General features: G+C 70.7%; 14 protein-coding genes. 11 read left to right on the top strand and 3 right to left on the bottom strand.

Annotated features, from left to right (window positions below; translation table 11 throughout):
* Positions 1–139 precede the first annotated feature (139 nt).
* The 6 genes from pyk to A4R44_RS43480 all read left to right on the top strand — a co-directional run bounded on the left by pyk (position 140) and on the right by A4R44_RS43480 (position 8,240).
* Positions 140–1,564: a pyruvate kinase gene (gene pyk, locus A4R44_RS43505; RefSeq protein WP_067595126.1), complete on the top strand. Its 1,425-nt coding sequence runs from the start codon at positions 140–142 to the stop codon at positions 1,562–1,564.
* 91 nt (positions 1,565–1,655) lie between these two features.
* Positions 1,656–2,558, top strand: coding sequence for an acyl-CoA thioesterase II (locus A4R44_RS43500; RefSeq protein ID WP_067595123.1), 903 nt, complete (start codon positions 1,656–1,658; stop codon positions 2,556–2,558).
* Between the two features lie 417 nt (positions 2,559–2,975).
* Positions 2,976–3,875 carry a helix-turn-helix transcriptional regulator gene (locus tag A4R44_RS43495; RefSeq protein ID WP_067595120.1) on the top strand — a complete coding sequence of 300 codons (900 nt, stop codon included), beginning with the start codon at positions 2,976–2,978 and terminating at the stop codon, positions 3,873–3,875.
* 13 nt (positions 3,876–3,888) lie between these two features.
* Positions 3,889–4,086, top strand: coding sequence for a DUF397 domain-containing protein (locus A4R44_RS43490; RefSeq protein WP_037809881.1), 198 nt, complete (start codon positions 3,889–3,891; stop codon positions 4,084–4,086).
* Positions 4,087–4,271: 185 nt separating this feature from the next.
* Complete coding sequence (locus A4R44_RS43485; RefSeq protein ID WP_067595118.1) at positions 4,272–4,478, top strand: hypothetical protein; 207 nt, start codon at positions 4,272–4,274, stop codon at positions 4,476–4,478.
* Between the two features lie 747 nt (positions 4,479–5,225).
* Complete coding sequence (locus tag A4R44_RS43480) at positions 5,226–8,240, top strand: helix-turn-helix transcriptional regulator (protein WP_067595116.1); 3,015 nt, start codon at positions 5,226–5,228, stop codon at positions 8,238–8,240.
* 296 nt (positions 8,241–8,536) lie between these two features.
* Here the strand turns inward: A4R44_RS43480 and A4R44_RS43475 are convergent, their stop codons facing one another.
* Together A4R44_RS43475 and A4R44_RS43470 are read right to left on the bottom strand one after the other, a co-directional pair.
* Entirely contained in the window at positions 8,537–10,147 is a 1,611-nt protein-coding gene (locus tag A4R44_RS43475) for a succinic semialdehyde dehydrogenase (protein WP_067595114.1), read from the bottom strand.
* A 67-nt stretch (positions 10,148–10,214) separates the two neighbouring features.
* Positions 10,215–10,823: a TetR/AcrR family transcriptional regulator gene (locus tag A4R44_RS43470; RefSeq protein ID WP_067595111.1), complete on the bottom strand. Its 609-nt coding sequence runs from the start codon at positions 10,821–10,823 to the stop codon at positions 10,215–10,217.
* Positions 10,824–10,921: 98 nt separating this feature from the next.
* Here A4R44_RS43470 and A4R44_RS43465 point away from each other — a divergent pair, with 98 nt between their 5' ends.
* Together A4R44_RS43465 and A4R44_RS43460 are read left to right on the top strand one after the other, a co-directional pair.
* Positions 10,922–12,073 (top strand): acyl-CoA dehydrogenase family protein, encoded by a 1,152-nt coding sequence (locus A4R44_RS43465; RefSeq protein WP_067595108.1) that lies wholly within the window; start codon positions 10,922–10,924, stop codon positions 12,071–12,073.
* Between the two features lie 25 nt (positions 12,074–12,098).
* Positions 12,099–13,253 carry a CaiB/BaiF CoA-transferase family protein gene (locus A4R44_RS43460; protein ID WP_067595105.1) on the top strand — a complete coding sequence of 385 codons (1,155 nt, stop codon included), beginning with the start codon at positions 12,099–12,101 and terminating at the stop codon, positions 13,251–13,253.
* Positions 13,254–13,268: 15 nt separating this feature from the next.
* Here A4R44_RS43460 and A4R44_RS43455 read toward each other — a convergent pair whose 3' ends face one another.
* Positions 13,269–13,790, bottom strand: coding sequence for a GNAT family N-acetyltransferase (locus tag A4R44_RS43455; protein ID WP_067595102.1), 522 nt, complete (start codon positions 13,788–13,790; stop codon positions 13,269–13,271).
* A 196-nt stretch (positions 13,791–13,986) separates the two neighbouring features.
* Between A4R44_RS43455 and A4R44_RS49760 the strand changes: the two genes are divergently transcribed.
* The 3 genes from A4R44_RS49760 (at position 13,987) to A4R44_RS43445 (ending at position 16,308) form a co-directional block, all read left to right on the top strand.
* Complete coding sequence (locus tag A4R44_RS49760) at positions 13,987–14,154, top strand: hypothetical protein (RefSeq protein WP_162836029.1); 168 nt, start codon at positions 13,987–13,989, stop codon at positions 14,152–14,154.
* A 337-nt stretch (positions 14,155–14,491) separates the two neighbouring features.
* A complete protein-coding gene (locus A4R44_RS43450) occupies positions 14,492–14,974 on the top strand; it encodes a hypothetical protein (RefSeq protein ID WP_067595099.1) in 483 nt (160 codons plus the stop codon).
* 401 nt (positions 14,975–15,375) lie between these two features.
* A complete protein-coding gene (locus A4R44_RS43445) occupies positions 15,376–16,308 on the top strand; it encodes a lytic transglycosylase domain-containing protein (RefSeq protein ID WP_067595097.1) in 933 nt (310 codons plus the stop codon).
* The last annotated feature ends 100 nt before the right edge of the window (positions 16,309–16,408 follow it).

The raw sequence follows: 16,408 nt of genomic DNA, 5'->3' as shown, positions 1-16,408 counted from the left end.
GCGGGTGGTTCCGGACCGGCGGGGAGGCGGCGGCGCCCAGCGCTCGCCGGTGCCCGGACTGAATCCTTCCCGCGATCTCCGGCCGGAGTTTCGGGATCGGTACAGACGCGAGCGGCCCGAGCGACTAGGCTCTCCGGACGTGAGCCGACGCGCGAAGATCGTTTGTACATTGGGTCCCGCGACCTCCACCCCGGAGAAGATGCGGGCACTCGTCGACGCCGGGATGGACGTCGCGAGGATGAACTTCAGCCACGGCAGCCACAGCGACCACAAGCAGGTCTACGACCTGGTCCGGTCCGCGGCCGCCGAAAGTGGCCGGGCGGTGGGGATCCTCGCCGACCTGCAGGGACCGAAGATCCGGCTGGGCACGTTCGCCAGCGGATCGGCGGAGTGGCGCACCGGCGACGTCGTCCGGATCACCGTCGAGGACGTCGCGGGCACCCACGACCGGGTCTCGACCACCTACCAGGGACTCGCCAGGGACGCCAAGCCGGGCGACCGGCTGCTGGTCGACGACGGCAAGGTCGGCCTGGTGGTCAAGGACGTCGAGGGCCCGGACGTCGTGTGCGAGGTGACCGAGGGCGGCCCGGTCAGCAACAACAAGGGCGTGTCGCTGCCCGGGATGGACGTCTCGGTGCCCGCGCTGTCCGGCAAGGACATCGAGGACCTGGAGTTCGCGCTGCAGCTGGGCGTCGACTTCATCGCACTGTCCTTCGTGCGCTCGCCCGCCGACATCGACCTCGTGCACCAGGTGATGGACCGCGTAGGCAAGGGACGGCTGCCGGTCGTCGCGAAGATCGAGAAGCCCGAGGCGGTCTACAACCTCGAGGCCATCGTGCTGGCCTTCGACGCGGTGATGGTCGCCCGCGGCGACCTCGGCGTCGAGCTGCCGCTTGAGCAGGTCCCGCTGGTGCAGAAGCGCGCCATCCAGATCTGCCGCGAGAACGCGAAGCCGGTCATCGTCGCCACGCAGATGCTGGAGTCGATGATCAGCAACTCCCGCCCGACCCGCGCCGAGGCCTCCGACGTCGCCAACGCGGTCCTCGACGGCGCGGACGCGGTGATGCTGTCCGGCGAGACGAGCGTCGGCCGGTACCCGATCGAGACGGTCCAGACCATGGGCCGGATCGTCGAGGCCGTCGAGACGGATTCGCCGGTCGTGCCGCCGCTGTCGCACGTGCCGCGCACCAAGCGGGGCGTGATCTCCTACGCCGCCCGCGACATCGGCGAGCGGCTCAACGCCAAGGCGCTGGTCGCGTTCACCCAGTCCGGGGACACCGTGCGCCGCCTCGCGCGGCTGCACACGCGGCTGCCGCTGATGGCGTTCACGCCGGAGCAGAGCGTCCGCAGCCAGCTGGCGCTGACCTGGGGCACCACGACGCAGATCGTGCCGAGGGTGGACTCCACCGACCAGATGATCCAGCAGGTCGACCACGCGATGCTCGAAATGGGCAAGTACCAGCGCGGCGACCTCGTGGTGATCGTCGCGGGCTCGCCGCCCGGGACCGTCGGGTCGACCAACCTGATCCACGTCCACCGGCTCGGTGAAGACGACCACGCATAAGGGACCTGCCGGAACCCGGTTGCAGAGGCTTCGCCTTCCTCCCCTCCGCCACCCTCAACGGAGGCGCTGCGCGCCACTGTAAATTTTCGGCATGACTGAGATGGCCAGGGAAGCCGCCACCGAACTCGACACGAGCCCCGGTGGCGGCGGGCAGCCGGTGCTGGACAAGCTCGTCGCGCTGCTCGACCTGGAGAAGATCGAAGAGAACATCTACCGCGGCGTCTCGCCCGCCCACTCGTCGGTGCGGGTGTTCGGCGGGCAGGTCGCCGGGCAGGCGCTCGTCGCGGCGGGCCGGACCGTTCCGGAGGAGCGGCGGGTCCATTCGCTGCACGCCTACTTCATCCGCGGCGGCGACCCGAGCGTCCCGATCGTGTACGAAGTGGACCGCATCCGCGACGGCCGCTCGTTCACCACCCGGCGCGTCGTCGCCGTCCAGCACGGCAAGGCGATTTTCTCCCTGTCCGCGTCCTTCCAGAAGGACGAGCCGGGCATCGACCACGCCGAGACGATGCCGGCCGGCGTGCCCGATCCCGAATCGCTGCCGACCTTCCCCGAGCTGACCGCGGGCTACGGCCTGCGCTTCAGCGAGATCCCGCGGCCGATCGACATCCGCTACGTCGGCGAGCCGCCGTGGGTCACCCGCACCACCGGCGAACGCCCGGCGCACCACCGCGTCTGGATGCGGGCCGACGGCGCACTGGCCGACAACCAGCTGCTGCACGTCTGCGTGCTCACCTACGCTTCGGACATGACGCTGCTTGACTCGGTGCTCGCACGGCACGGCGTGTACTGGGACGTCGACAAGGTGCTCGGCGCGAGCCTCGACCACGCGCTCTGGTTCCACCGTCCCTTCCGGGCTGACGAGTGGTTCCTCTACGACAGCACGTCGCCGAGCGCTTCGGGTGCCCGCGGGCTCGCCACCGGACGGTTTTTCACCCGCGACGGCCTGCATGTCGCCACCGTGGTCCAAGAAGGACTGCTGCGGGTCCGATAAGGACCGACGACCACTCAGCGTGGCTGTCCGCAGAGGAAAACACCGAAAACTGCCACGCGGGCGTGGCGGAATTGCGCGGGGAAACACGTTTGGGTAATACCCGCGAGGTGAAGGAAGGTGCCCGGGGCCGGTCGGGGGGCGGCCCCGGACACCACGTCATCCGGTTTTCGCGGTAGTCGCGAATGGCCCCGGACGGCCGTCGTCTACGCTGCTCAGGGCGGTCGGCGCGGCTGGATCCGCGTCTCGGCCCGCAGGATGCCAGAGTACAAGCGCACTCTGCATAATGCAGGTCGGAACGAGGTCTCGGCGACTTCCCGGAGCGCCCGCCGGAATTCGCCGGTGTGATTACTCCACTGACAAGTCGATCACCTGGTTAGATATGCAGTGCGGGCAACAATACGGACCGGAGGTGCTGCCGTGGCGAGAGGCCAGGGACCGACCGTTCGCCGCCGGCGCCTCGCGAGCGAGCTGCGGAGGCTGCGCGAAGCCGCCGATCTGACCATCGACGAGGTCGGCGAAAAGCTGGAGTGCTCGGCGTCCAAAGTGAGCCGCATCGAGACCGGCCACGTCGGCGTCACCCCGCGCGACGCGAGGGACATGCTCGCGCTGTACGGCATCACCGGCGACGAGCAGGAGGCGCTCGTCCAGCTGGCGCGCGAAGCGCGCAAACGCGGCTGGTGGCACGCGTACAACGAAGTCTTCACCGGCACCTTCGTCGGCCTCGAAGCCGACGCGAGCTCGCTGCGCGCGTTCCAGGCGCTGCTGGTTCCGGGCTTGCTGCAGACCGAGCGCTACGCGTTCTCGGTGATCCGCGCGCTGCGCCCGGACGCCGAAGAGTCCGAGACCCGCCGCCGGGTCGCCGCGCGGATGGCGCGCCAGCAGCTGCTGGCCGACGACCCGCCGGTCGAGTACTGGGCGGTGATCGACGAGGCGGTGCTGCACCGCGTGGTCGACAGCCCCGAGGTGATGGCCGAGCAGCTGTACCGGATCACCGCGATGGCGGAAAAGCCGAACGTGACCGTCCAGGTGGTGCCGTTCGGAGCCGGGGCGCACCCCGGCATGGAGGGACCGTTCCTCATCATGGGCTTCCCCGAGCAGGCCGATCCCGACGTGGTCTACGTCGACGACAGCACTTCCAGCGGCCTGTACCTCGAACAGCCCGACGACGTCCGGCGCTACGCGCTGATGTTCGACCATCTGCGCGCAGCAGCGCTGAAACCGGACGATTCGGTGGCGCTGATCACCGACGCGGCCGGCCGGTTCGCCGAACAGGCCGCCGTGGTTCAGAAACCGAGGAACACCGACCCGAGACAGTGAGGATGTGGGGACCATGATGGCCGACCTTTCCGGTGCCCAGTGGCGCAAGAGCAGCTACAGCGGCGGCGGCAACGACTGCGTCGAGGTCGCCTTCGTCGCAGGCGGCGCCGCGGTGCGCGATTCCAAAGACCCGGAAGGCGGAGCGTTCCGCCTGCCCGCCGCCGGTTGGCAGGCGCTGCTGGACGCGGTGCGCGGCCAGGGGCAGGCTTGATCCGTTCGCCCGGCTGATCGCGGCACGGAGACCCCTTACCCCGCTCGACCTGGACTTCCCTAGTCGAAAGCGCGGGTAAGGGGTCTTTTCGCGTCCGGGTGTAGGCGATCACCTGATGCCCGGGGCGGTCCCTCAGCACGAAAGTGGACGTCGTCAAGGAACGACCACTCGCTGGGGAGAACACGATGAGCGACTACCACTGGGACGCCACCCGCGCCGAGGTCGACTACCGGATGGCCGAACTGCGCCGCGCCGCCCGCCACGCGCGCATGAGCCGGGGCAACCGGGTCGTGCGCTGGGTGCGCGCGCACCGCATCACGAACGTCGAGGTGCCCCGCCAGGAAAGGCGCACGGCGACGGTGCCGGAGGCCAGGGCGCGACATAGCGCATGAGCCCCGGGACCGGGTCGGGGACGGTAAGGGGGCCGGGCGGGGCGGCTGAGCCGGAACCGGGTTTCCGGGGCGGCCGCTCCGCCCGCCGGATCTTGTTCGGCTTCGTCCGGGGCCGGATCTGGCTCCGCTTCGCTGCCTTGCTTGCCCGGCCGGGTCCTGGGCGAGTGCCGCCCGCCGGTTCTTGTTCGGCTTCGTCCGGGGCCGGATCTGGAGCCGCGCCGCTGCCCGGCCGGGTCCTGGGCGAGTGCCGCCCGCCGGTTCTTGTTCGGCTTCGTCCGGGGGGCGGGTCTGGCTCCGCTTCGCTGCCTTGCCTGCCCGATCGGATCCTGGGCGAGTGCCGCCTGCCGGATCTTGTCCGGCTTCGCCCGGCGGGACGGGGAACCGGACCGCTCGCCGCCGGTTCGGGACCGGGACCGCTTCGCTCGCCGAGCAGGGACCCGATCCCGCATCGCCCGCGCGAGGTGCTCCTCCGCCGCGACTGCCCCCATGCCGCATCGGGTGCGTCTCGCGCGCCGAATGGGGCATGGGGTGCGTCCCGATCGGACGCGCCACCGCGAGCCATCCGGCTCCCTTCCCGCCGGAAGCTCGCTGCGGTCCCCGCGCCCATCAGACCGGGACCACCCGGAAAAGCCGGTCCCCGGAGAGCCCGCACCGGTCGCCTGAAGGGTCCTTCGTCCGCCGGTCGGACGGAGATCACCGGCCGCCACGGCGAAATCCATGTCGGAACTGTCGGGGGTGTAGGTGAGAATGCATCTCGTGCCTCGTCTCGGTTCTGGTATTCCGCTCGTCGCCCGCACACAGGAGATGCGGCGGCTGCGCGCGGCCTTCGCGCGCGCTGAACGCGGAGAAGCAGGTGCGGTGCTGATCGCGGGTGATGCCGGGGTCGGCAAGACCCGCCTGCTCACCGCGCTCGGGGAGCACGTCACGGGCTGCGGCGGGCTCGTGCTCACCGGCCGGTGCATCGACGTGCGCGACGGCGGTCTGCCCTACCTGCCCTTCGCCGAGGCGCTGGCTCCGTTCGGGTCGTCGGCCGATCCCGCGGTGTCGGCCGCGGTGCGGGCGCGGTCCGCGCTCGGGATGCTGCTGCCGCAAGGCGGCGAACCGCAGCCCGCGGCCACCGGCGACCACGGGCAGGTTTCGGAAGGGGAACGCGAGGGCTTCCGCCGGGTGCGGCCCGAGCAGGACCTCGGCCAGCTCCAGCTGTTCGACGCGGTGCTGGGGGTGCTGACCGAGGTCGGCCAGGAGCAGCCGGTGGTCGTCCTGCTCGAAGACCTGCACTGGGCGGATTCCTCCACCCGCAACCTGCTGTCCTTCCTGCTCAGCCGCCTGCGCGCGCAGCGGCTGCTGGTCGTCGGCAGCTACCGCGAGGAGGACGTCCACCGCAGGCATCCGCTGCGCGGCCTGCTGTCCGAGCTGGTCCGGCTGAACACCGTGGAACAGCTCACGCTCGCGCCGTTCGGACCGGCTGACGCGCGGGCGTTCGTCGCGGCGCTGGCCGAGGAACCGCTGTCGCCGGACGTGGTCGCGGACATCGCCGAACGGTCCGAGGGCAATCCGTTCTTCGTCGAGGAACTCCTCGCCACCGGCGCCGACTGTCAGGATCTCCCCGCCGGGCTCGCCGAAGTCCTCCTCGCCCGGCTCGAACGCTTCCCCGCGGAGACGCGCCGGGTGCTGCGGGTCATCTCGGTGGCGAACGAGTCGGTGTCGCATGCCGCGCTCGCGCAAGTGGCGGGGATCGGCGACTTGGAGTTGGACGAGGCGCTGCGGGAAGCCGTGCAGCACCACGTCCTGGTCATCGAGAGCGGTTTCTACACCTTCCGGCACGCTCTTCTGCAGGAAGCGGTCTATGGCGATCTGCTGCCCGGCGAGCGCACGCGGATGCACGCGGGGTACGCCGCGCGGATTCAGTCGATGCCGCAGGGTCGCGGCCACGACGCGAAGCTCGCCTTCCACAGTCTGGAAAGCCGGGACTTCGACACTGCCCTGTCCGCGTTGCTGCGTGCCGCGAACGAAGCGGAAAAGCTTGGCGCGCCGGGCGCCGCGCTGCGGCATATCGAGCAGGCACAGTCCATTTGGGACGCGGTGGCCCCGGAGAACCGTCCGGAAGGCATTAGCGAACTGAAGCTGCTCAGCGAGGCGTCGTACTTCGCCGGGACGTCGGGCGAGCCGGAGCGCGCGGTGGCGTACGCGCGGTCAGCGACCGAAGCTCTCAAACCGGACGCGTCGCCAGAACACGCGGCGAAGGTGTGGCGTCGGCTGGCGGAAACGCTGCTCACCTTGGAAGGCACGTTCGACGAGGCGGTTCAGGCGATCGAGCGGGCCTGGGAGCTGGTCGCGGATCGGGAGCCGAGCGGGGCGCGGGCCTGGGTGCTGGCTTCGCGGGCCGGGTTCCAGCGGCTGCTCGATCAGCCGGACGAGGCGCTGGCCAGTGCGCACACCGCGGTCGCTGACGCGCGCGCTGTCGGGGCGGTAGGTGCTGAGGCGTCGGCGCTGGTCACGCTGGGCACGTTGGCCGACGGCGCAGGTGATCCGGTCGAGGCTCGTCAGCGGTTGTGCGAGGCCGAGGGCAAGGCGCACAACGCCGGTGCCTTGAACGTCGAGATTCGGGCGATGTACTTCCTCGCCCTCAGCTACGACGACCAGGCGGAGATGGATCTAGCGCTCGCTCACGCCGCGCGCGGGGTCGAGAGAGCCGAGGCGGTCGGGCTTACCTGGAGCGCGTACGGGCTGGAGTTGCGCGCTCGGCTCCTTTATCTGCGGTACCTCAGCGGAGATTGGCCGAAGGAGGACGCTGCGGGGCGCGCCCGGCGGGGGGTGTCCAGTGCGGTCGCCGCGCGGATTCTGGCCAACTGGGTGCTGTTCCTGGTGGGACGCGGGCGGTTCGCGGACGCGGCCAAGGCGTTGCCGGGGCTTCGGCAGCAGTGGACGGCGGATCTGCAGATCGCCTTGTCGGCGGGCGACGCTGCGATCGAGCTGGCTGCTTGGCGTGGCGAACACGCCGAGGCACTGCGGATTACCGACGAAGTGGTGTCTTGGCTGGAGAAGGTCGAGACCGCGCTGCTCGGCGGGATCCGGATTGTGGCGCTGGCGATTCCGTCGGCGGCGGCGTTGGCCGCGGAGGCCCGGGCCAAGGGGGATCTGGCCGCGGCCGACGCGTTTGTGGCTGCTGGGCGGCGGCTTCTGGAGCATGGGCGGCGTTGCGCTGCCGAAGGGCACCCCCGGTCAGGGTCTATGGGGCCGGAGGGGCGGGCTTGGCTGGCCCGGATGGAGGCTGCCGCGTCCGGGCTGGAGGGTCCGGCTGATCCTGAGCTGTGGGGTGCGGCGGCCGGGGCTTATTCGTATGGGGCGGTTTACGAACAGGCTGTGTGCCGGTGGCGCCAGGGGGAGGCGTTGCTGGCCGCTGGACGGCCGGGGGCGGCGGAAGCCCTGGAGGCGGCGCATTCGGTGGCGGTGAAGCTGGACGCTGTTCCGTTGCGGGATGCGGTGCGGGATGTGGCGCGCCGGGCTCGGGTCGAGTTGTCCGGGGTCGAGGCGGTTCCCGTTGCTCGGCCGCAGGTGAATCCGCTGACGGACCGGGAGCGGGATGTGCTGGAGCGGGTCGCGCTGGGGCGGACCAATCGGCAGGTGGGGGAGGAGTTGTACATCAGCGAGAAGACGGTGAGTGTGCATCTTTCCCGGGTGATGGCGAAGCTGGGGGCCAGCCGGCGGGCTGAGGCTGTGGCGATCGCTTACGAGCGGGGGTTGCTTACTGCTCCGGAGTGAGCGGCTCGTCGCTCTGGGGGCGACATCGCGCCCGGGTGGTTGCGTGGGGCACCCCGAAGCTTGATTGTGCTGACGGGCGGCGGGTGCTTGTCAAGGCGGGAAAGATGCCTTGACAAGCACCCGCCGCCCGCAGGGAGGCTTCGTATCGGGGTGCGGGGGAGGGGCTGGGTGCCTCGACTGCTGGGTGCATCGGCCGCGGTGGGCGCATCCCGGCGGGGCGCGGGGCGGGACCGTCGAGGGTCGTGAGGGGAACCCTGAGGGAATCAGCGGCTGTGTGGGTGGCCCTCACGACCAGCTCAGCGGCCGGGGAGGTGGCGCAGGAGTTTCATGCTCAGCGTCATGAAGCGGGCCCACAACGAGCCCGGCACTCCCTTGGGCGGGCGCAAGGCCAGGCCGCGCTGTAGGGCGATCGACTGCGGTTCCGTGTACTTCAGCAGACCCTCAGAACCATTCCGTCGCCCGGCACCGGATTCCTTCATGCCGCCCATGGGGACGCCGACTGTGCCGAACGTTGCCGCGTAGCCCTCGTTGACGTTGACCGTGCCTGCCTTCAGGCGTGCGCCTACTTCCCAGCCCGCACGGCCGTTTCGGGTCCATACGCTGGCGTTCAGGCCGAACGGGGTGTCGTTTGCGCGCTCGATCGCGTCAGTGATGTCGCTGAATCCGTAGATCGACACCACTGGGCCGAAGGTTTCCGAGGCGAACGGGGTCATTCCTGGCCGCACGTCCGTGAGCACGGTTGGTTCGTAGAACAGCGGGCCGAGGTCTGGTCGGGGGCGTCCGCCGGTCAGTACGCGAGCGCCTTTCGCCCGGGCGTCTTCCACGTGCGCGGTCACGGTTTCCAGTTGGCTCGTCGACGTCAGCGAACCCATTCCGGCGTGGTAGTCCAGTGCGCCGCCCAGGCGCACTGCTGCTGTCCTGGCCACGAACTCTCGGGTGAACTCCTCGCGGATGCTGTCGTGCACATAGATCCGCTCCACCGAAACGCACAGCTGGCCCGCGGACGAGAAGCACGCGGTGACGGCGCCGGCGGCGGTCTTGGCGATGTCCGCGTCCGGCAGGACGATCATGGGGTTCTTGCCGCCCAGTTCGAGCGAATAGCTGGTGAGTCGCTGGGCGATGCGGCCTGCCAGGTCCTTGCCGGTCGGGGTGGAGCCGGTGAAGCACAGGTAGTCGCATTCTTCCAGCAGGGCGTCGCCGATTCGGGAACCTCGGCCCAGCACGATGCGCCACAGGCCGGAGGGCAGACCTGCCTCTTCCGCCAGTTCCTGCAGCCACAGCGCGGACAGCGCGGTCTGGTTGTCCGGTTTCTGCACGACTGCGTTCCCGGCGGCGAGGGCGGGGAAGACGTCCATCGCGGTCAGGGCCAGCGGGTAGTTCCAGGGAGAGATGATTCCGACGACGCCTTTGGGGTGCCGCAGTTCGCCTGCTCGCGTCAGGACCGGGATCACGCCGGGCGCGCGGCGCGGGGAGAGGATTTTCGCGCTGTGCTTGCCGTAGTAAGCCGCGACCAGCACGGTGGCGCTGACCTCGTCGAACGCGTCGATCCGGGCCTTGCCCGCCTCGACCTGGACCAGATCGAGGACTTCCGCTTGGCGAGCGAGCACCAGGTCGTGCAGTCGCATGAGGAATTGCTGACGCCGGGTCGCCGGCAGCGCTGCCCACTCGCGTTGTGCGTCGCGGGCGGAGGCGAAAGCGGCGCGCACTTCGGCGTCGTCGGCCTGGGGGAGAGAGGTGATCGGCTGGCCGGTGAAAGGCGCGGTCATCTGCACCGGTGCGTTGTCGGCACCGCCGGTCGCGCGGGCCGCGAGTGCGGCCGCGCGGGACGCGGACGGGGCGCCTGCTACGCCGCCGACGGTTGCGGGCAGGGGCTGGCCGGTGAGGTTCGCCGGGGTCGTACTCGTCATCGAGCGCACCTTCTTCCGTGCGGGGCCGGGTGTTACCGACGAGTACACCATACCGGCGGTATGGACACTAGTCGCCCGAGTACAGCAGCACGGCGATCCGCTTCCACTCCTCCAGCAGCTGACGGCGCCGACGCGGGTCGCCGCCCAGCTCGGCGTCCAGGGCGAGGCCCCGGGTGAGGTTCACGGTGAGCCAGAACAGCATCTCGGCACGCTCTTTCGGCAGGTCGCCGGCGACCTCGCTGATGTGCTCCAGCGTCGCCCGGCCCAGCGCGCGGTCGACCGGCCGGATCGCGGCGCGCAGTTCCGGGTCAGTGCGGGCGGCGACCCACAGCTCGGTGACCGCGGTGGACAGCGTGCCTGAATAGCCCTCCCACAGCAGGTCGATCGCCGCTGCGACGCCGGACGCGCCGCCCGGCAGCGAACCGAGCGAGGCGGCGAGCTGGGTGCGCAGCTTCGTGGTGAGGTGCTCGACCGCGGCTGCCATCAGCTCCGCCTTCGTGGCGAAGTAGTGCTGCACCGCGCCCTTCGAGACTCCCGCGCGGGTGCAGATCTCCTGCACCGACGCCCGCGAGTACCCGATGTCGACCAGGCAGTCGATCGTCGCGTCCAGCAGGGCGGTGCGCGTCTGCTCGCGGCGTTCGGCCTGGGTGCGGTGTCCCCGGGCGACCTCGGTCATCGCGGCTCCTGCTTTACCTACCGGACGGATGGGATGTACATTCCGGCTAGAACTTACCTGCCAAGCGTCATGTTTTCCAGTTCGCGGGAGGCCCAGCCGTGCCGTTGCAGACCCAGAAGAGCTCGTGGAGCAGCACCGAACTCGAAGACCTCCGGGAGCTCGCCCGGTCGTTCCTGCAGAAGGAATTCGTGCCGAACCAGGAGCGCTGGGCGGCGGAGAAGAAGCTCGACCGGGAAATCTGGACCAAGGCGGGCGAACTCGGCCTGCTGTGCCTGTCGATCCCGGAGGAGTACGGCGGGGGCGGCGGCACCTTCGCGCACGAAGCCGTGCTGTACGAGGAGCAGGCCCGCGCCGGGGACAGTGCGTGGGGCGTCACTGTCCACAGTGGAATCGTCGCGCACTACATCCTGGCGTACGCGTCGGAGGAGCGCAAGCGCGAGTGGCTGCCGAAGATGGCCACCGGCGAGATGGTCGGCGCGGTCGCGATGACCGAGCCGGGCACTGGTTCAGACCTTCAGAACATCAAGACGCGCGCGGTCCGAGACGGCGACCACTACGTGATCAACGGCGCGAAAACGTTCATCACCAACGGTTTCCACTCCGACCTCGTCGTGGTCGCGTGCAAGACCGACCCGGACGCCGGCGCGCAGGGCGTCTCGCTGATCGTGGTCGAGACCGACACCCCGGGCTTCCGCCGCGGCCGCGTGCTCGACAAGGTCGGGCTCAAGGGGCAGGACACCGCCGAGCTGTTCTTCGACGACGTCCGCGTGCCCGCGGCGAACCTGCTCGGCGACGCCGAGGGCCAGGGCTTCGTCCAGCTGATGCTGCAGCTGCCGCAGGAACGGCTGATCATCGCGGTGACCGCGGTGGCCGGTCTGGAAGCCGCGGTGAACCTGACCATCGACTACACCAAGGAGCGCACGGCGTTCGGCCGCCCGATCTTCACCTTCCAGAACACGAAGTTCAAGCTCGCCGAGGCGGCGACGGAAGCCGCGGTGTCGCGCGCGTTCCTCGACCAGTGCATCGAACGGCACCTGCGCGGCGAACTCGACGTGCAGGGCGCGGCGATGGCGAAACTGTGGACCACCGAGCGGGTGAACAAGGTCGTGGACGACTGCCTGCAGCTGTTCGGCGGCTACGGCTACATGACCGAGTACCCGATCGCGCGGGCCTGGGCGGACGTGCGGATCTCGCGGATCTTCGGCGGCACCAGCGAGATCATGAAGGAAATCATCTCCCGCACGCTCTGAACTCGTTGCTGCGAAAGGATTCCCCGTGAAGCAAGGTCCGCTCGCCGGGCTGCGGGTGGTGGAGCTGGCCGGGCTCGCGCCTGCTCCGTTCGCCTGCATGGTCCTGGCCGACCTCGGCGCCGACGTGATCCGCGTCGACCGCGCCACCCCGGGCTCCGACGTGCTCGGCATCCCGAACGACCCGCTCGCCCGCGGCAGGCGCTCCGTCGGGGTGAACACGAAAACGCCCGAGGGCGTCGAGTTGGTGCTGAAGCTGGCCGAACGCGCCGACGTGCTGATCGAAGGCTTCCGGCCGGGCGTCGCGGAACGGATGGGCATCGGCCCGGAGCAGGTGCACGCACGCAACCCGCGGCTCGTCTACGGCCGGATGACCGGCTGGGGCCAGGACGGTCCGCTCGCGTCGGCGGCCGGGCACGACATCAACTACATCGGCGTGGCCGGCGCGCTCGACCCGATCGGCCGGGCAGGCGAACGCCCGGTGCCGCCGCTCAACCTGGTCGGCGACTTCGGCGGAGGCGGCCTGATGCTCGCCATGGGCGTGCTGGCCGCGCTGCACGAGCGCACGACGTCCGGGCGCGGCCAGGTCGTGGACGCGTCGATGGTGGAAGGCGCGGCGCTGCTGACCACGAGCCTGCACGGGATGCGCGCGGCGGGCGTGTGGCCGGGGGAACGCGGCGAGAACCTCCTCGACGGCGGAGCCCCGTTCTACGACACCTACGAGACCGCGGACGGCAAGTACGTCGCCATCGGCGCGATCGAGATGCGGTTCTGGGCCGACCTGGTCAAGGTGCTCGGGCTGGAGAACGAAGACCTGCCGGCGCACGTCGACCCGAGCCAGTGGCCGCGGCTGCGCGAGATCCTGGCCGGCGCGGTCGGCCGGTTCACGCGCGACGAACTGGTCGCGCGGGCGGAAGGCACCGACGCGTGCCTCACCGCGGTGCTGTCGCCGTGGGAAGCCGCCGAGCATCCGCAGAACGCGGCGCGCGGGACGTTCGTGGACATCGGCGGCACGGTGCAGCCCGCTCCGGCGCCGCGGTTCGACCGGACGCCCGCGGCCACGCCGGAAGCACCGCACGAGAAGGGCTCGGACACCGCGGAGGTGCTGGCGGAGCTGGGGTACGACAGCGAGGGCGTGGCGGGGTTGAGGGAGGCGGGTGTCGTGAGTGCTGATCACGGTTAGAACCGCGATCAACACTCACGAGGGCAGATCGGACCGGATCACCGAGTAAAGGATGTGATCGCGCCACTGCCCGTCGCGGAAGTCGAACCCGCGCAGGACGCCCTCGCGGGTGAACCCGGCCTTCTCCAGCGAACGCTGCCCGGCCCGGTTGCCGACCTCGGTGCTGGCCTCGACGCGGTTGAACTGCGTGTGCGCGAACAGGTAGCGCGCGAGCTGCCGCTGCGCCTGCGCGCCGAGGCCGTGCCCGCGCGCCTCCGGCAGCAGGACCATGCCGATGTTCCAGCAGTAGGTGTGCGGGCCGGTCCGCGTGCGATGCCACGACACGAGCCCGAGCGGGCGTTCGCCGAGCGTGGGGACGAGCATGCCGTTGTCGGTGGTCAGCATGCCGTTTTCGCGCCAGAGCCGCCGGACGTAGCCGGGGTCGTGCCAGCCGAACCACTGGTGCTCGCCGACCGTCTCCGGGTCGTTGGTCAGGGCCTCCAGCAGACCGAGGTCGGACTCGCGCACCGGGCGGAGAGTCACTGGGCCGTCGTCCATCGCCGGAGCGTACCGGGGGCGGCCTCCTGGCCCGGCTCACCCGATGGTGACCAGGGTCACCCGGCCGTGAGCTTTCTGGCTGGATCGGGGCCTGCGACGGGCCAATCCGGCGTGCCGTCACTACAGTGGGAGCCGACTCTGCCGAGGCGGGGCCGGCGCCGGTCCGGGCGCCGGGGGAGCGGAGGGGAACGAAACCATGTCGAGCGGCCTGAAGAAGATCGTCGTCGTCGGAGTGGTCGCGCTCGTGCTGTTCTTCCTGATCACGCAGCCCACCAACTCCGCGGCCTTCGTGCACCGCGTGCTCGGCTGGCTCAAGGACGGCGCCGAAGCGATCGTCACCTTCTTCAAGAGCCTCTTCGCCTGACCCCGGTTTCCCCTCGCCGGACCGCTTTCGAGCGCCGTCCGGCCAACTAGTCACGCTTTGTCACCGGATCCCGGGATTCGGGCACTTCGCTCGACCATCCGGGTGGATTGGCCCGTGAAACCGCCTGGTCACGGAATTTCCGGGGTCCGGGGTATGGCGGAGAAAGCGGGTGCCGCCCTACGGTGCTCACATTGCGTGATCAGCCGGTTCTCCGATCCCCCGGGAACCGGGTCACGGCGGGTTTTCGGCCCGGTCACGCGTGGGGAGCCAATCGTGGACGCGCAACGGGGCAGGCGATCGCAATGCCTGCCCGTCGGGGACCGATGAGGAGGCAGGGATGACCGGAGATCCCGGAGTGGACGCGTTGATCCGGCAGTGGTCGGCCGAGCGCGAGAAGACCCCTGAGGAGCAGGAGGTCGACCGCATCGCCTCGGCCTGGCTGGCCGACGCGCCGGCCGCTCCGCCCGGCATCCCCGGCCAGCGCGCCCGGTCCGGACCCGCCCGCTGGGCCCCGGTCGAGGCCGCCGACCCCGGCTACCTCGACGCGATGCGCGCCCGGCTGCCGGAGGTCCCGGAAGACCTGCTCGTCGCCGCCGCGGGCTGGTGGCAGATGGTCGGCGACGTCGCCGAAGCGCAGCAGTGGTGGGACGCCGGGATCAGCCCGCTGGACCAGCGTGCCCTCGACTACCGGGCGGCCGGTCTCGCGCCGTCCGACCTCGCTCGGCGGCTCGGCCCGATGACGGTGCTGCAGCATCTCCGCCGGGGCAGCGCGCCCGCGTGGTGCGTCGCGCGCTTGGCGCGGCAGCAGAAGCCTGCCTGATCGTTCGTCCCGCGCGGCTCGCGCGGGAAGAAGCCTGGTTGACAGCTGTGGTGCCTGGCCGGCGAATCGGCCAGGCACCACGGCGAAGCGCCCGTCGCGGTGCGGCGGAAGGCATTTCTTGATCGGGAGTGCCCGAAGCCGCATGCGGCGGACGTTCTCTTCGGCGGTGCCGCCACCCCATCAGCGGTCGAAGCGCTTGGCGCGGCCGGTCGGCGAACCGCGCCGGAGGCCGCTTCGATCACACCCGCCTCGGCCTGGGGCTGGCGGTGTTTGTGCGGCGTCAACCGTCCACCTGACGGAACCGGACTACCCGGCCGGGTGAACCGGCGTGGCGGGGACCATGGCGATGCGTGCGTAACGCTAACCTGCGCGGGCTCGTTGTGTGTTGCGAACCCCAAGCCATGCTGGAGGACCGGAGTTTCGTGCCCGCCACCGGACAGACCCCCGACACCGCGCGGACCGGGGACGAGACCGCGGCTCCCGCTGCCGCCCCCTCGCCCGCCCGTCGCGGTCATGGCGCCGCGCTCGCGGTGCGGCTCGCCGTCGTCGTCGCGGTGCTCGCGGTCGCGGGCGGCGGGGTCTGGATCGTCACCAGGGCGGCCGCCCCGGAGGCCAGCCCGACCACGACGGACATCCCGGCGCTGAGCGTCAAGGCGGTCGACGTCAAACCCGGTTCGATCGCGCCGGTCAACGCCGTCGCCGCGGGCGGGGCGGCGGACCAGGGCACCGCACCGCAGTCGGCGCGCCCGACCGGCGGCGACCCGCTGCAGGCCTGGGCGGACAAGGTCGCGCCGGTCACCGGCATCCCGGCGAGGGCGGTGCGCGCGTACGGCAACGCGGAACTCGCGATGCGCGAGGTCGACCGCGGCTGCCACATCTCCTGGGCGACGCTCGCCGGCATCGGCCGCATCGAGTCCAACCACGGCCAGTACGGCGGAGCGGTCCTCGGCGCGGACGGCCGCCCGTCGAAGCCGATCATCGGCGTGCCGCTCGACGGCTCCTCCGGAGTCCGCGCGATCGGCGACACCGACGGCGGCCAGCTCGACGGAGACCCGGTCGCCGACCGCGCGGTCGGCCCGATGCAGTTCATTCCGGGCACCTGGCGGAAATGGGCGTCGGACGCCACCGGCGACGGCCGCGCCGATCCGCAGCAGATCGACGACGCCGCCCTCACCGCCGCCCGCTACCTGTGCGCGGGCGGCCGCGACATGGCCAGCCCGGCGGGCTGGTGGGCGGGGATCCTGTCGTACAACAACTCGACGGAGTACGCGCAGAAGGTCTTCGGCCTGGCCGACGGCTACGCGAAGGCGGCGCAGAAGGTGCAAGCGGGCTGACGCTCCCGGTCGCCGCGCTGCTCGCCCCGGCCGCTGGTACGTGAGGGGGACTCTGAGAGGGTGTTGTGGAACCTGGTGGTCGGTTGGGTGTGTCGGTGGT

It is taken from the genome of Amycolatopsis sp. M39, assembly GCF_001651785.1.
Taxonomy (GTDB): Bacteria; Actinomycetota; Actinomycetes; order Mycobacteriales; family Pseudonocardiaceae; genus Amycolatopsis; species Amycolatopsis rubida.
This window is presented reverse-complemented; position numbering and strand designations above follow the sequence as displayed.

Bases quoted from the DNA above. Each gene is read 5' to 3' on its own strand.
- A4R44_RS43445 (WP_067595097.1), top strand. From the start codon at position 15,376: ATGCTGGAGGACCGGAGTTTCGTGCCCGCCACCGGACAGACCCCCGAC.
- A4R44_RS43470 (WP_067595111.1), bottom strand. From the start codon at position 10,823: ATGACCGAGGTCGCCCGGGGACACCGCACCCAGGCCGAACGCCGCGAG.
- A4R44_RS43475 (WP_067595114.1), bottom strand. From the start codon at position 10,147: ATGACGAGTACGACCCCGGCGAACCTCACCGGCCAGCCCCTGCCCGCA.
- A4R44_RS43450 (WP_067595099.1), top strand. From the start codon at position 14,492: ATGACCGGAGATCCCGGAGTGGACGCGTTGATCCGGCAGTGGTCGGCC.
- A4R44_RS43500 (WP_067595123.1), top strand. From the start codon at position 1,656: ATGACTGAGATGGCCAGGGAAGCCGCCACCGAACTCGACACGAGCCCC.
- A4R44_RS49760 (WP_162836029.1), top strand. From the start codon at position 13,987: ATGTCGAGCGGCCTGAAGAAGATCGTCGTCGTCGGAGTGGTCGCGCTC.
- A4R44_RS43480 (WP_067595116.1), top strand. From the start codon at position 5,226: ATGCATCTCGTGCCTCGTCTCGGTTCTGGTATTCCGCTCGTCGCCCGC.
- A4R44_RS43490 (WP_037809881.1), top strand. From the start codon at position 3,889: ATGATGGCCGACCTTTCCGGTGCCCAGTGGCGCAAGAGCAGCTACAGC.
- A4R44_RS43485 (WP_067595118.1), top strand. From the start codon at position 4,272: ATGAGCGACTACCACTGGGACGCCACCCGCGCCGAGGTCGACTACCGG.
- A4R44_RS43455 (WP_067595102.1), bottom strand. From the start codon at position 13,790: ATGGACGACGGCCCAGTGACTCTCCGCCCGGTGCGCGAGTCCGACCTC.